Below are 15433 nucleotides of genomic sequence, written 5' to 3' on the forward strand. Positions count from 1 at the left end.
TCAGGAAAGCATAAACAGCGGAACAATCACAATGATGAGGAGATTGCTTCGCTGTTTATTGTTGACAAATAAAATTTACATCCTATGCTTGGTTTTATTTTAAGGATTTGAATAAAACTTACACTAAAACAAACACTGATGTAGTTTCTTTTGCTTGAATAGCTATATTAAGAGTACAGAAATGGGCAATTCTTAATTATGGCTACTAAAACGATTGATGTTAGAGAATATACTGTTAGAGCGCATAAAAGGCTGATTCATACTCGTGTTTTTAATTTCGTTTGTAAAGAATGTAATCAGGCTACAAAACGGGAAACTTTCGGACCTAGACCTTTATATTGTGAAAGTTGCCGTCCTCCTCAAGCACCTAAAAGCTCATTATCGGAATCTAGAAAAATTAAACCTCGGGCGATGACTTACAAGAGTGATGTTGATTTAGATTGATTGAAGTAATATGAATCCTAAAGAACAATTGCAACCTCCTTCAGAGGTATTCATTACTCCGTTGTTGGAATTACGAGACTATTATGCTGGTCTAACACAAGAGTACCAACGGCTATTTATAGAAGCGCGATCGCAACTGGATCATGTGGAGGCTTTGTTGTCTCCTTGGTCTTATGATGAACATGAATCAATTTCTCAACTGGAAGCTGCTGATGAAGACGATTCAGGCTTGTTTCTGTCATCTGACGATAGGTCGGATTTAGAGTTGTTGGAGTCTCTAGAATCTGAACTTGCTAACTTGGATAAATGGGAAATAGACAGTTCAATTTCTGCTAGTGTTGCTACAGAGTCAGAAAGTTCTGATCTGATCAATACCTTTGCAGAGAGTCATGAGTCTTTTACGAAGGGGGCAGAAGTTCCTATGTTACCCCAATATCAATCTCTGACTCGCATGGAAGCTCTAAAGATGCTGCTGCACGAATATGCTGGTACGGTATGCCATATAGATTTTATTGTGCGATCGCTTTACGGAGATTTGAAGTCAACTATTTTCAAAATTGTCAAAGGTAGGGTTCAATCTTCTCTTACCCAAGGTAGAGAAAGGGGTTATTGGTCTGCTATCCCTAATGAACCTGGTTGTTATACTCTGGCTTTAAGTCTGTTAGATCCAAATCATCACAATGGCTCATCTTCCCGTGCTAAAAATAAAAAGAAGAAGTCTTTTGTGACACCACACACAACAGATGTCCCCATGCTTAAACAATTTGAGGGTCAATTTTTAATTGATGCTCTCACCTCTTTTTTAGAACAGCATCGAGGACGAGCTTTTAGTGTCAATGAAGTAGTTAATGGCATTTATGGAGAGCTTGATGATCAGGAAATCAGAGAGGTAAAGAACAAGGTTCTCAATGAATTATCTAGAGGTCATCGTACAGGTAGATTCTCTAGAGTTCCTAACCAAATTGGTTTCTATACTTGGGATGCGAGGATGATCCAAAGAAAGATGTAGGGTGTGGGGTGTGGGGTGTAGGGGGAGAATAATGTACTTATTACCTTCTGCCTTTTGCCTGTCCCCATACCCTATTCTCTGTCACCTATTTTTCTTATTAGATTTTCACAAATGGTCGAGGAATGCTATTGTATGTAGATACAAAAGAGTTTAATGTTTGATCAAGGTTTGTTAATTAACATGAATATTACTCTAAAGCCCATTTCCGAAAAAATCGGTCAGCAAATCATCAACCAAGATGATAAAAGTATTTTGGAAATAGATAGAGAAAAAATTATTAATCTGTTTAATGAATATGGAGTTTTACTGTTTAGAGGATTTGAGGCTAATACTGAAATATTCCGAGAATTTAGCAATTTATTCAGCACTGATTTTTTAGATTATGCTGGGGGTGCTTTCAATAGAAGGGTTATTAATGGTGATCAGACTATTTTAAGTGTCAATGATTTTCAAATAGAGATTAAGTTACATGGAGAAATGTACTATCAGAAGCATATTCCCCTGATGTTGTGGTTTTTCTGTGCTAATCCCGCTGCAAAAGATGGTGAAACAACGGTATGTGATGGTAGGCATTTTTTTGCAGAAATCAGTAATTCAACTAAAGAATTATTCAGTCAGAAGAAGCTCAAGTTTACTGTGAGCATGAATAAAGAGCAATGGCAGCAAAAATATAAAATTGATGCTGTTAATCAGCTACAAGAAATGTGTAAAAAGAATAATACACATCTGACAGTATATGAAGATCAATCAATTCTCCTTGAATATATTTGTCCAGTAGTTATCCCTAGCAGATGTGGAAAATATCAGGTTTTTATTAATAGTCTTCTACCCACAATGCAATTAAATCCTGATGTTCTGAGGTTTGATGATGATTCACCAATTCCTGATGAACTTATGAAAGAACTAACTGAAATTGCAGAAAAAATTACTACCAATATTAGCTGGCAAAAAGGGGATATTTTAATGATTGATAATACAAGAATAATGCATGGCAGAAGGGCTTTTACCGATGAAAAAAGAGATATTTATATCAGGCTGTGTTCTCCAAATTTCCAATTTTAAAATCATACTCCCCTCCTGGTAGAGAGGGGCAAGTATGAGTCTTACTTCATATCATACCCAAACAAATTGGGGTCAACGTCTCCTAGTTTTAAATCTGCTAAACCATATTCTGCCCAGCGTCTTTCTACCATTGCAGCAACATCAGCATCTGATTCTAATGGTTCACCCCATTCATGTTCAGTTTCTGGGGGCATTTTTGTGGTTGCATCTATGCCCATTCTTCCCCCTAAACCGAGTTTTTCACTAGCAAAATCTAAGGTGTCAAAGGGTGTATTTGGTAATATGAATACATCCCGTGAAGGGTCTACTTTAGAACTAATTGCCCAAACAACTTGACGCGGATCACGAATGTTGATATCTTTATCCACAACAATCACAAATTTAGTATATGTGAATTGGGGTAAGGCACTCCAAAAAGCTAAAGCTGCTCTTCTTGCTTGTCCAGGATATGCTTTATCAATAGAAATAATCGCGGCTTTGTAACTTAATGCTTCCATGGGTAGGAAGAAATCGACTATTTCTGATACTTGTTGCCGTAAAATAGGGGTATAGATGCGGTTGAGTGCGATCGCCATCATTGCTTCTTCTTTGGGTGGACGACCGCTAAATGTGGTCAGATAAATCGGGTCTTTGCGATGTGTCATACACTGGAAACGCACCAATGGCGAATCTTCCACACCGCCATAATATCCCATGTGATCCCCAAAAGGTCCATCGGGTAAAACTTCCCCTGGGGTAATTGTTCCTTCTAAGACAAATTCTGAATCTGCGGGAACTTCTAAATCTACTGTTTTACACTTGGCTAATTGCACCCCTGAACCGCCATAAAGCCCTGCAAATAACCATTCTGATAAATCTACCGGAATGGGTGTGGCAGCTGCCATAATGATTAAAGGATCTACACCAAGTGCGATCGCCACTTCTAATTTTTTACCACGTTCGGCTGCTTTGCGTAAATGTCTCGCACCACCCCGCACTGATAACCAGTGTACGGTCATGGTGTTGTTGGATTGCAGTTGTAGCCGATACACACCCACGTTTGGCGTTCCTGTCTCACAATCCTTGGTAATTACTAATCCTAACGTGATAATCTTTCCGGCATCTCCCGGATAAGGACGTATCAACGGCAACTTATTTAAATCTAAATTATCCCCTTCCACTACCACCTGTTGACAAGCGGGGAAAAAATCTCTTCCCGGTTTGGCTTTCACCACGTCAAACAGCACTTTACCAAAGTCTATCGCTTGGGAAATCTTTTTAGGTGGTTTGGGTTGCTGAAGCATACTCAGTTTCTTTCCCAGGGTTTCCAACTCCTCTGGTTTTTCCATATTCATCGCCCAGCATATCCTTTCCACTGTCCCCATTAAATTGACCGCAACGGGGAAAGATGCACCTTTAACATTTTCAAATATTAATCCTGGCCCACCTTTTTGTAGCATTCGGTTGGAAATCTCGGCAATTTCCATATCTGGGTCAACTAAAGCCGAAATTCGCTTTAATTGTCCTCTCTCTTCCAGAATTTTAATAAATCCCCGTAAATCTCGCGCCATGTTCCCTAAGAATTAAGAAGTGTAAAGTCTTTTTGATCTTAACTTGATCTTTGGGTAGTTTTTTTGTACTTAATAAATTGAGATTTACATAATTAAACGCGAATGAACGCAGATAAACGCGGATAATTTAATATAGATATTTATGTAAAAATATGTTATTTTAAAGATATTGTTGCTGTGAGGTTAATCAAACAATGACACAGGAATTAATAGACCTCAGAAATAGTATTTTAGAACAACGTTATAGTGATGCTTTAGCTATTGTAGATGAGTTAGAGGGGATGGGTAGACAAGTAATTTTAAGAAACATTCAATCTTTTTTATTGAGGTTGATGATTCATTTAATTAAAAATCTGGTAGAAAAAAGATTAACTAATTCTTGGGCTAATTCTATTCGCAGTTCTATTAGAGAAATAAAAAAAATAAATTTACAAGATAATAAAAATTCTTACTATATCAAAATAGATGAGTGGGAATCAATGTTAGAAGATGAATTTGAGGAGGCTATTCGAGAAGTAAGTGATGAAGTCATGAACGGTGTTTACAGTCCATTTCAGTTAACAAAAATGGTTGATAAATTGGCTGTGATTAATCAATCACAAAGTTTGTTGAATTTGACCTATAATTACTCAATTAAGGAATTACCCGCAGTGGTTGATGATTATTTAACCCAGTTACCTGGTGGTGAAGATTGGAAGTTAGGTAAAAGATGATTAATATAGATAAATTATATAGAAAATATGCGATCAATAATCAAGATTTGTTGTAGGATTTGCGGATCTAAAATATATATACCATCTTCATCTCTTTCAATCACTACATAAAATTCTTTATTTTTCATCATTTCGGTTGTTATTGCTATAATTTACTGGCAATGTTAATTATGTTAGATTCTTATTATAACACAAAGAAAAATACACTATTTATAAATTAAATATTTGATGAATTTCTCGTTCCCAGTCTCAGACTGGGAATGCTAATAAGAGGCTCTGCCTCTAAAGAATACATGACAAACATATCAATTTACAATTTATGTATGACAACATTAATTAATTAAAAAATAAGTCGGTAATCTGGGTATTTCATCATTTTGGTTTTTTGCTTCTTTCCCAAGCTTTCGATGCTGGTGGTGGTAATGATGGCTTTTCTATAATTTCAATAATTGTACTAATCACTTGATTAAGTTTATCATCTTTGAGTTTTCCAATGTACCGAATTAAGTTACTTTTATCAACCGTAGCAATAATATTAGGGCGAATATAACAAGGACTTAAATTTAATTTACCAACCCTAAAATCTTCATCTTCTAACTTAATCTCATAATCTCTACCTGGTTTACTGGTAATAGGACAAATTATAATATTATAATGGTCTGATTCTGCTATCACTAAAGCTGGTCGTTTTTTTGTGGTAGATGTATCAGAGAAAGGAAAAGGAACAGATATCACATTACCTTTAATTAAGGGTTCTATAGATCCTTCCATGCTTCGTCTTCCTCTGGTTCAAGCCAAATTTTATTTAACGATGATTCACTCATTTCTAAAAAGTTTTTAACTAAAATTTTATTATCATCTATATCAACAGTTTGTAAATTTTTAACTACTGCTAATGGCAGTCCAGTTAGTTTAACAATAAAATCTAAATCAATACCTTCTCGTAACATATTTACAGCAACTTGGGTTAAACCTTGCTGTAAACCTTTTTCCCATGCTTCCTGTAATGTTTGCGCTGGAATTGATAGGTTGTTCATATTTTTTATATTTATGTAGTTATATTTTTTGACTTTGATTCTATTGTATCATAGACAATTTCAATATTTTCCATTTCTTGAATGGCTTGTATCCTTTGTCTTTGGGGCTAATTTTTCCCCTACATCTGCTCTCAGAGGAAACAGAGAAACAGAAGTTGGGGATAATTTTTGCGTAATTCCTAGCCTCTAAACTAAAACTTGAGCTTTTTCTTCTTCAAGCTTAACTTGTGCTTCTGCTGCTAAGAATTCAGCCACTTGAGCCTCAATTTGATCTCGCACAATCTGACGATATTCCAAGAAATGCTCAATTTGAGCGCATACGGCTAAATAACTACTAATACCACCAGGATTATGTTTGTACATATTCCAGAGATTACGCCAGAATTGCCAACGGGTATTACGTAAAGCACCTTGTCGCCAGCAAATTGTCAACAAAGCCCGCAATACTTTCCAATTCACTGGTTTTTTAGCACCTTTGCCCTTTTTAGGATAGGTTGCTTCACCCAAAATGCGGAAGTGTCGGTAAGCACGGTCTAAAAATCGTGATGGTTCGTATAGTTCCCAAAAAGCTTCTACATATTCGCTGGCTATTTCTTCTAAAGGTCTTGTAGGAACAAAATTCATCAATGTGGTTTGATTGATGTTGGCAGATTTACTGCGGAGTCGGTTTTCTTTTGCTAATCTATGCCACAATGCTGTATCAGGCAGGGCTTGCAGCATACTAAATAAAGCGGTGGGAATAGCAGTCTGTTCGACAAATTTAACAATTCTCGCCCCAGCACCGGATTTTTCACCATCAAAGCCAATAATAAAACCTGCCATGACTCGTAACCCTGAGCGCGTAATTTTATATACTGCTTCGCTGAGGGAATCTCGTGTGTTTTGGAATTTTTGAGTAAAAGCAAGGCTTTCTTCGTCGGGGGTTTCAATTCCCAAGAACACAGCCCCAAAGTTACACTTTACCATTGCATCCATCAATTCTTGATCTTGGGCTAAATCAACGGAAGCTTCTGTGGCAAAGGAGAAGGGATAATGATGTGCAACCATCCAAGGTTGTAGTTCTTTCAAGAATAATTTGACGTTACGCTTATTGCCAATGAAGTTATCATCAACCATAAAAATACTGCGTCGCCAACCTAATTCATAGAGATAATCAAGTTCTGCGAGGAGTTGGGCTGGTGTTTTGGTGCGGGGTTTACGACCGTAGAGGACGATAATATCGCAGAATTCACACTGGAAGGGACAGCCACGGGAAAATTGTACCGACATTTCCGCATAGGCATCAAATTCTAATAGGTCAAAACGCGGAATGGGAGTAGTGCTGACATCTGGTTTTTCACCACCAGAGCGAAATATCCCTGAAGAATCACCGCGGGAAATTGCATCTATAAATAATGGTAAAGTAATTTCTCCTTCATCCAAAATCAAATAATCTGCTCCCACATCTGTGACTTCGTTGGGTAACGCTGTCGGGTATGGTCCACCTACAGCCACACGCTTACCACGACGCTTTGCTTCCTGAATCTGTGCAAGCAAATCCTCTTTTTGGACAATCATCGCTGATAAAATTACCAAATCTGCCCAAGCCCATTCTGCTTCGGTGATTTGGCGTATATTCCTATCTACTAGCTTAAAATTCCATTCTTGGGGTAAAATTGCGGCTACTGTTACCAAGCCTAATGGTGGTAACATGGCTTTCCTATCTAGCAAAGCTAGTGTTTTTTCAAAAGACCAAAAACTTTTTGGAAACAACGGATATATAAGTAAAACATTCATGATGTCAATTGCAAAACCTGAATTTGGTTTGTAAGTTTATTTTCAACAAAGACTGAAAATATGTTGATGATAAGTCAATGATACGGTTTATTTATTAATAATAATATCTGATATTTTGAAGCAAATCCTGACCAGCTTGAGCTAATGTACCCTAATAGCACTATTTATCATCGAGATTAGGGTAAAATTAAATATTGCCAAATTACCCGATGCCATGCTGGATATATTGCCCTTTCGATTTGAGTTGGATAAAATTGCGATCGCAGGATCGTGTTTGTGGTCTTTGGCGCTATATCTTGCTTTCTCTCCAATCGGTGAATGGGTGACAGAACAACTAAATCGGTGGTTTAATTTCGCCGAGCGATCGCTGTATACTAGTCAAACAGAATTTGAAAAAACACGCAAGGCCAGAGAAGCACAAAACGCTTTTTACGCCTCGCTTTTTAGCATTGTTCCTTTTATCATCGCTGGTGCTTTGTTTAACTGGGTGATAAAAATCAGTTTAAGTGATAGTTGGGGAATTAGCACAGGTATACTCGCTTGTATGGGTGCAGGTATTTATGAACTCGGACGCAGAGATGGGGAATCTTCGGAGTAGGTGCAGGGGAGCAGGGGAGCAGGGGAGCAGGGGAGCAGGGGAGCAGGGGAGGCAGGGAAGCAGGGGAGGCAGGGGAAGCAGGGGAAGCAGGGGAGGCAGGGGAAGCAGGGGAGAATAAATAAGCTTTTGCCTTTTGCCTTTTGCCTCCTGAACTCCTGAACTCCTGAACTCCTGAACTCCTGAACTCCTGAACTCCTGAACTCCTGAACTCCTGTCACCTGTCACCTTCCCCCTTCCTCCTATCTCATATTTTGCTTTTTCTCGGCTTTGGGATCACGATTTGCTACAGCAGCTAATTCTGCATCTAATAAAGTTCTTCCTGTCGCGGCCAGATAAACATCATCTAGACTAGGACGAGATTGGGCGATACCAAAAATTGGTAAACCTGCATTATTTAAAGCTTTTTGGATTGTAATTAATGCGTCATTTTGGGGTGTGATAACTAAATTTAAAGAGTTACCTTGGGCATTATTAATAATAATTTCCTGCACAAACGGTAATTCTTGAAGTAGGTTTTTGGCTTTGTCGGCTTCGTCACTGGGTGAAAATTCGCGTATTCTTAAAGTAATGCGATCGCCTCCCACTTGATCTTTTAATTGGGAAGGTGTACCAGTAGCAATCACAGTACCTCGATCTATAATTGCCACTCTATCAGCTAAAGCGTCAATTTCTTCTAAATAATGGCTGGTAATGACAACTGTAGTTCCCGCAGCACGTAGTTTCCGTAAAAACTCCCACACTACAAACCGGGTTTCAATATCCAATCCTACCGTTGGTTCATCCAATACCAACACATCTGGAGAATGCAGTAAACCCGCAGCCAAATCTAGACGTTTGCGTAAACCACCGGAATAAGTTCCTGTTTTTTTATCTGCGTATTCTTGTAAACCAAGTAAATCCAAGATTGTGTTAATTCGCTGTTTGATCACTGCACCAGGAAGATGATAAAGTGCCGCTTGCAACTCTAACAACTCCTTACCAGTCAGCATTTTATCTAAAGCCACCTCCTGGGCTACATAACCCAGTTTTTGCCGTGCTAATTTAGGATGATCTAAAACCGAAATTCCCGAAACTTCGATTTTCCCAGCATCAGGAGTAGTCAGGGTACACAAAGCCCTCAGAGTAGTGGTTTTACCAGCACCGTTAGGACCGAGTAAACCAAAGATTTCTCCCGGTTGTACCTGAAAGGAAACGTTCTTGACGGCTTCGACAGTACCGTAACGTTTTTGTAGATTTTCAATTAAAACGGCGGCAACCATGACAGCTATAATCCCTAACTATACAATTCTCAACAATCTATCTTCTATTGTACGAGTTAGGCGTTAGCTGTGATGAGTTCTGTTCTACTATTCTTGATAAAGTGTAGGTTAGAGGCAAAGCCACGCTTATTTCCTGTATCCTAGAGGGAGATGATTATTTTATGTATAAGTGCAAACTTGTTTAATTAGTTATATCAGTAGTTCCGCCAGTTAGATATAGATAAGTTTTCAAAATTAAGTTTTCAAAATTATGAATCAACCTATTTTACAATTTATTGTTACTCAAAATTATAAAAATTTGTCTTTACCTCAGCCTGTCGAGTTAAACAGACTCAATATTTTTATAGGTTCTAATGGTTCAGGTAAAAGCAATTTTATCAGTTGTTTGAAATTTTTAAAAGATTGTTTAACTACTATTCCTGCTGAAAGTCGTGGTGTGAGTAGTTTTGAGGATGCAGTTAGCAAAATTGGGGCTGATAGAATTTTAGATAATAGTGTAGAAAGTCCTGCGGTTATTAATTTTAGCTATTGTTTTTCTGAGATTGAACAAACTAATGAATTGATATATAAAAATATAAAACTTGAATTCAATATCTATGTTGATCGAAAACAGCACACATTGATCCTTGACAGAGAAACTTTATCAGATTCATCTGGATTTTATTTTTATGTTTTTGATGTAGATAATAGAAATATATCAATTTCTGATCAAGAAGGGCAAAATCATGTGATAGATTTTGGTTCTAATTATAATAAGATTTTTAAGAATGTGTCAGTTTTAGGGCTTGATGTTCTTCCATTATTTTTTGAAAGCAGCAAATTACGTCCCTACTATACACCAGCTTATAAAATCAGAAGATATTTAATTGATTTTATTTCCAAGTGGCAATTTTATAACGCCAATAATATGGACTTGAACCAAATTAGAACTTCCGAACCAAAAATAGGAGGAAGTGATATTTATTTATCTGCTTCTGGGGATAATTTACCCTTGGTTTTAGATAATTTAATTCAGGAAAATATTGATTTTGAAGATAGCATTAACCAAGCGATGAAGTCCATTTTACCTAAAACTCGTCGCCTTCGTCCTATACGTTCGGGCAGATTATCTTTAACTTTGGAATGGTATTTTGAAGATAGTAAAGAACCTTTTTATTTAAGTGAAATATCTGATGGAACTGTAAGGATGTTATGTTGGGCAACTATATTACATTCTCCTGTACTTCCTTCATTGTTAGTCATTGATGAACCAGAATTAGGTTTGCACGTTTCATGGATGCGAATTTTATCTGAATGGATTAAACAAGCAGCAAGAAAAACCCAAATTATTATTACTACACACAGTCCCGATCTTTTAGATCATTTCACAGATTGTTTAGAAAATGTATATTGTTTTTACTCTGAAGATAAAAACCATTTTGCTATGAAAGCACTTTCAAAAGAAATCCTCAGTCCCAGTTTAGAAGAAGGATGGGAATTAGGAGATTTATACCGTGTTGGTGATCCTAATGTTGGAGGGTGGCCGTGGTAGTATGGGTGTTTGCTGGTGGTGGTGAGGCTGAAGTTGCTGGACTAATTCCTTTTTTAGAAAAAAATTTTCCTGGTTGTAGATTTGAACGTAAAACACCAGTGAAAAAGAAAAAAGGTTCTAAACCTGGTAAGCAAAATAGTTATGGTAAAACAGGTAAAAGCTTAATCACAGAAATTAGTGAAAGACTACCGCTATCTTTACAATATGAACCAAATAAATGTGATTTAATTTTAGTATTTGATGATTTAGATTGTCGCAATCATATTAAACAAAGAGAAAAAATTTTAGAAGCATTATCTAAAATACCTGAATGTGCTGATATAGAGAAATTTGTTGCTTTTGCTGCACCTGAATTAGAAGCTTGGATTATTGCGGATTGGGATAATACAATAGGTAAACATCCAGATTTTCGTGGTAGACATGAAAGAATGCGTTGGTGGTTAAGTAGCCAAAGAAACATTCCTTTTGAGCATCCTGAATCATTTAGTGAGTATGACCCTGAAAGAGATTGCTGTCAAGAAAAGCTATCAGAAGCATTAATTGAGTCAAGTATCCTTGAAGAATTTGATAGTAGTACGACACGATTTTCTAAAGGATTACATACTTCTTTAATGTTATTATTAATACAGCTAAGCGAAGTTCAACGAAAATGTCCCTTATTTCAATCAATGTATAACTGTCTAAACAATTTATGTCGCTAACAACGCAATTAATATTTAATTTATTAATTGATGCGGTAATAAACACAAAAGCAAGACTTCTGCAATCTACTCTTTTCTTTCTGCTATTCTCAACTTAGCAGAGCGCGATCGCACATTTTCGGCAATTTCCGTTTCTGTAGCTAGAATTGGCTTCTTTGTCAAGACTCGCAACAGAGGTAAATTTCTTAAACCATGTTTGACCAGCCTATCTTCCAAACTATGAAAGCTGATAATAGCGATTCTCCCACCAGGAATTAAGGAATGAGGTGCTTTATCTATCAAAGTTTCTAAAACTTTTAACTCATCATTAACTACTATTCTTAAAGCTTGGAAAACACGGGTAGCGGGGTGAATTCTGCCATGACGGTATTTAGGAGGAACAGAATAGGCGATCGCATCGGCTAATTCTGTAGTAGTGTGAAATGGACGCTTTTCTACAATTCTTCTCGCTATTCTTCGAGAAAGTCTTTCCTCACCATATTTAAAGAAAATATCTGCCAATTCGCCTTCATCCCACTCATTAATAATATCACCAGCCGTTAAAGATTGTTGCTGGTTCATACGCATATCTAAATTGGCCGTATTTCTAAAACTAAAACCTCTTTCTGGGTTATCCAAATGATAGGAACTCACACCCAAATCCGCTAAAATTCCATGATATGTATTAGCAGGAAAATCGTAATTAGCAAAATTGCTATGAATAAAGTTTACCCTATCTCCAAACTCAGCTAAGTTAGCTTTTGCAGCCTTTAAAGCAGCCTCATCTTGATCAACAGCAGTGACTTTCACATCTTCCGCAGTTTCTAATATTAACCGACTGTGGCCACCACCACCGACAGTTAAATCTAAATAATGTCCACCCGGACTTACCGCTAAACCCTCAATCACCTCCTGACTCAGAACAGGAACATGAGAAAAAGCAATTTCATCTAAATCTAGTGATGTTTGTAAATCTGATTGCATTATATTAAAAGGGAACAGAGAATAGGGTTGTAAGTCTTGTGATATCTAAAGTACGGGTTATCTGATTGCGGTATTAGAGTATAGTGTATTCACTTTTTATAAATCAAAAACACCGAACCAATAGGACCAAAATTTTCCAAATATGTTTTCTGATTGTAATATAACCCCGGAGACATTCCTCCATCAAATAACATCCCTTCTTGAATTCTTCCTAAACAATTATTAGTAGCAATTCCTGACAACACATCATCAAACTGACTTGGTAATAACTCCTTATTAATTGCCGAAGTTTGAATACTAGAACTAGCTTTCACATCATTCACCAACAAAATCACATAACCCTTGCTTGTAACTGCTACCATAGAGCGATTAGTTGCACCATTACAAGCAAATTCACCCAAAGCTTGACAAATATCTTTAAACTTACCTTGACGGTAAAACCTGCCATTACCTCCCACCAAATTATAATTCAGAAAATTTGCCCCTCGTCTCCCAGTGTCAATAGTAGCTATTCGTTCCCTTGGGTTTCCTCCAGATATCCCAAACGAAGAACGTTTATTTTTAAATGCACCAGAATATTCTACCCCACGAGAAATATTTAACCCTTGGGGTTTATGCACAGTATCTATATAGTCAGCATTAATAGCCGCAATTGGTGATTTACCATTTAACTGGGAATTTTCATCTGTAATCAGTTGACTAAACTGTTTAGGTATGTATTCTTTCCGAAAATTTCCCCTAGCATCTTTAGCATATATTTTATGAGCTAATCCCACATTCACCTTAAAATCTAAAGCTGGTGATTTAGGATTAAAAATAATCACATGATTGATACCTTTAGTGTATCTTTCACCTTTATTATTAGTCTTAAAAAATTCAATACTAAACTGAGAATTATTACCCGGACAATTACCTGCTGGTTTTGGTGCTGAATTAGCTACCCTATCCTGACAACCTAATAATAAACCTGTGGTAATGATCAAAATAGATTTCAAAAACAATTTATCCGTGTTCATCTGCGTTTATCTGCGGTTCTAATCAAAAAAAACCCGCTACAGGATTACTATAACGGGGAATATTAAAAAATGCAGTTATGACGTAATGTAAAATTCAAGCCTTACGCAAGCCATTCCAGAACAGCTTCTTCCTTAGTATTGGTATTGCGAGAAGGTGTTTCACGTTCAAACTTCATGTGAATAGAACGGCTTTGTTCACCATCAGCAGCAACAGCCAAAATTGGGTAGTCAATTACACCATCTTGGAAGGACATTTGGAAGCGGAATGTACCATCTGGATTGAGTTTAATGGGACGACCACCAATAGTTACATTTGCATCTGGTTCAGTTGCACCATATACAATCAATTCCGCATCAGCAATTAACCAGAATTTGCGGGGACGTACTGGTACAGCAGAAGCTGAGAAACCGACACCAGACATACCCACACCGGACATATTGATACCAGATGCGGTAGGAACTGCCCACATACCCACACCAGATGGGAAGACGTAGGAACTGATAGCTTGTTCTGGACGTACAGAACCGGCTACGTGCTGCATGGAACCGAACAGAGAACCAGCAACTCGTTGTGCTTCGGCAGATTCTGCCATACCAAAGATTTGGTCGTAAATGGGGTTTCCACCTGCACCAGCAGCAGCAGTGGCGATTTTCTTGGCTGGGGGAACTAGTTCGTACTTAGTCTTACCGCGCAAGTCTTCTTCAAAGTCTACAGTGATGAAGACATCTTCAATCCAGTCAGAAGGATAAACAGGAGGAATGTGAACTCTAGCAGAACGAGCCAATATCAACCAACGACCATCTGCGGTACGATAACCAATATCGATCACATAATCGCGATCGCTCACAGGAACTGGTAAATACCATTCTCTTGCCAGTTCATCAGCAGGATATTCTTGGATACTGTGAGGACTTTGGTACTCAATGTTTATATCAGTAACATCATAAATCCGCAGTGCTAATTGCTGCCCACCTTGGCGGCGCAATTCTTCTTTATGATCATTGGGAATATCCCAATATGTGTAAGCCCATTGAGGATCGCGTGGTAACAGAACAATCCGACTTTCTCCGTAACCACCTGGTAAATCTGCCAGTCCCTCATCCACATCAGCGAGAGAACCACCAGTACGATCTTCCTGACCTAATTCAAATTTTGCTGCTTCCACGGTTTCCTGTGCCTCCAGTGAACGAGATGGACTAAGCGAAACTTTGTTGCGCTGTACTTCTTGAATTGATGCCAACAATTGAGATTTACGCATTCGGCTATAGCGAGAAATGCCATATTCACTAGCAACTTTACGAAGCTGCCTTAATGTCATCTCCTCTAGCGGCGGGCGCTCTTTTGCCATTGATTTGGCCTCCAGTAGTGTTAAATTATTTATCCGGGTTATAATAATGTTTCCCAGATGAATTTCTTATTACTGACTCCTGGTTTTGCCCAGTTTATAAGTGTTTTAGTGTGTTTTTTAAAAAAACAATTCACAAACCTCTGATTCCTTATCCTGCCGTGATTAGCATTTCTTCGGGATCAGCGGTGTGCTTTTGTTAAAGAAATATTAACAGGTATTCATGCCTAGTGAGCAAGGGGTAAGAAGACGGTTTTTCGTCTATTTGACGAATTTATCAGCCCTTTGGGGATCATCATGTTATGATTTCATGACATAAGGCGTAAACAGAGGATTTTATGTCAAGATTTCATGACTTATAAAAATCGAGCGAGCCTAAACTGTATTTGAACGTAGCGAAAACAAAGAAGACTACAGCGACGAAACGA

At 37.6% G+C, this 15433-nt stretch carries 15 protein-coding genes; 7 read left to right on the forward strand and 8 right to left on the reverse strand.

Annotation, left to right across the window (positions count from 1 at the left end):
- The first annotated feature begins 198 nt into the window (after positions 1 to 198).
- The 3 genes from ACLLO5_RS24350 (at position 199) to ACLLO5_RS24360 (ending at position 2515) form a co-directional block, all read left to right on the forward strand.
- Positions 199 to 444: a hypothetical protein gene (locus tag ACLLO5_RS24350; protein ID WP_413173055.1), complete on the forward strand. Its 246-nt coding sequence runs from the start codon at positions 199 to 201 to the stop codon at positions 442 to 444.
- Positions 445 to 454: 10 nt separating this feature from the next.
- Complete coding sequence (locus ACLLO5_RS24355) at positions 455 to 1453, forward strand: hypothetical protein (protein WP_413173056.1); 999 nt, start codon at positions 455 to 457, stop codon at positions 1451 to 1453.
- A 180-nt stretch (positions 1454 to 1633) separates the two neighbouring features.
- On the forward strand, positions 1634 to 2515 hold the full coding sequence (locus tag ACLLO5_RS24360; protein ID WP_413173057.1) for a TauD/TfdA family dioxygenase: 882 nt from the start codon (positions 1634 to 1636) through the stop codon (positions 2513 to 2515).
- 41 nt (positions 2516 to 2556) lie between these two features.
- On the opposite strand, the gene ACLLO5_RS24365 is transcribed toward ACLLO5_RS24360, so the two are convergent.
- Complete coding sequence (locus ACLLO5_RS24365; protein ID WP_413173058.1) at positions 2557 to 4065, reverse strand: UbiD family decarboxylase; 1509 nt, start codon at positions 4063 to 4065, stop codon at positions 2557 to 2559.
- 194 nt (positions 4066 to 4259) lie between these two features.
- Here ACLLO5_RS24365 and ACLLO5_RS24370 point away from each other — a divergent pair, with 194 nt between their 5' ends.
- Complete coding sequence (locus ACLLO5_RS24370; RefSeq protein ID WP_413173059.1) at positions 4260 to 4778, forward strand: DUF29 family protein; 519 nt, start codon at positions 4260 to 4262, stop codon at positions 4776 to 4778.
- Positions 4779 to 5150: 372 nt separating this feature from the next.
- On the opposite strand, the gene ACLLO5_RS24375 is transcribed toward ACLLO5_RS24370, so the two are convergent.
- From ACLLO5_RS24375 to ACLLO5_RS24385, 3 genes are all read right to left on the reverse strand, one after another.
- On the reverse strand, positions 5151 to 5549 hold the full coding sequence (locus ACLLO5_RS24375; protein WP_413173060.1) for a type II toxin-antitoxin system PemK/MazF family toxin: 399 nt from the start codon (positions 5547 to 5549) through the stop codon (positions 5151 to 5153).
- The gene (locus tag ACLLO5_RS24380) at positions 5534 to 5815 is read right to left on the reverse strand and encodes a hypothetical protein (protein WP_413173061.1); all 282 of its coding nucleotides are present in this window, start codon (positions 5813 to 5815) and stop codon (positions 5534 to 5536) included. Before ACLLO5_RS24380 ends, ACLLO5_RS24375 begins: the two co-directional genes overlap by 16 nt.
- 186 nt (positions 5816 to 6001) lie before the next feature.
- The gene (locus ACLLO5_RS24385) at positions 6002 to 7591 is read right to left on the reverse strand and encodes a B12-binding domain-containing radical SAM protein (protein WP_413173062.1); all 1590 of its coding nucleotides are present in this window, start codon (positions 7589 to 7591) and stop codon (positions 6002 to 6004) included.
- Between the two features lie 214 nt (positions 7592 to 7805).
- Here ACLLO5_RS24385 and ACLLO5_RS24390 point away from each other — a divergent pair, with 214 nt between their 5' ends.
- Positions 7806 to 8189, forward strand: a complete 384-nt coding sequence (locus tag ACLLO5_RS24390; RefSeq protein ID WP_413173063.1) for a hypothetical protein — start codon at positions 7806 to 7808, stop codon at positions 8187 to 8189.
- 239 nt (positions 8190 to 8428) lie between these two features.
- Here ACLLO5_RS24390 and ACLLO5_RS24395 read toward each other — a convergent pair whose 3' ends face one another.
- Positions 8429 to 9448 (reverse strand): ATP-binding cassette domain-containing protein, encoded by a 1020-nt coding sequence (locus ACLLO5_RS24395; RefSeq protein ID WP_413173064.1) that lies wholly within the window; start codon positions 9446 to 9448, stop codon positions 8429 to 8431.
- Positions 9449 to 9698: 250 nt separating this feature from the next.
- Here ACLLO5_RS24395 and ACLLO5_RS24400 point away from each other — a divergent pair, with 250 nt between their 5' ends.
- Both ACLLO5_RS24400 and ACLLO5_RS24405 read left to right on the forward strand, forming a co-directional pair.
- Positions 9699 to 10979 carry an AAA family ATPase gene (locus ACLLO5_RS24400; RefSeq protein WP_413173065.1) on the forward strand — a complete coding sequence of 427 codons (1281 nt, stop codon included), beginning with the start codon at positions 9699 to 9701 and terminating at the stop codon, positions 10977 to 10979.
- Complete coding sequence (locus tag ACLLO5_RS24405) at positions 10973 to 11680, forward strand: hypothetical protein (RefSeq protein ID WP_413173066.1); 708 nt, start codon at positions 10973 to 10975, stop codon at positions 11678 to 11680. Before ACLLO5_RS24400 ends, ACLLO5_RS24405 begins: the two co-directional genes overlap by 7 nt.
- A gap of 66 nt (positions 11681 to 11746) precedes the next feature.
- Here the strand turns inward: ACLLO5_RS24405 and rsmH are convergent, their stop codons facing one another.
- From rsmH to ACLLO5_RS24420, 3 genes are all read right to left on the reverse strand, one after another.
- Positions 11747 to 12643, reverse strand: coding sequence for a 16S rRNA (cytosine(1402)-N(4))-methyltransferase RsmH (rsmH, locus tag ACLLO5_RS24410; RefSeq protein ID WP_413173067.1), 897 nt, complete (start codon positions 12641 to 12643; stop codon positions 11747 to 11749).
- Positions 12644 to 12732: 89 nt separating this feature from the next.
- Positions 12733 to 13659, reverse strand: coding sequence for a phosphodiester glycosidase family protein (locus tag ACLLO5_RS24415; RefSeq protein ID WP_413173068.1), 927 nt, complete (start codon positions 13657 to 13659; stop codon positions 12733 to 12735).
- Between the two features lie 101 nt (positions 13660 to 13760).
- On the reverse strand, positions 13761 to 15008 hold the full coding sequence (locus tag ACLLO5_RS24420) for a DUF4912 domain-containing protein (RefSeq protein WP_413173069.1): 1248 nt from the start codon (positions 15006 to 15008) through the stop codon (positions 13761 to 13763).
- Between the last annotated feature and the right edge of the window lie 425 nt (positions 15009 to 15433).

The sequence above is a fragment of the Anabaena azotica SJ-1 genome (assembly GCF_047275885.1).
Taxonomy (GTDB): Bacteria; Cyanobacteriota; Cyanobacteriia; order Cyanobacteriales; family Nostocaceae; genus Trichormus_B; species Trichormus_B azotica_A.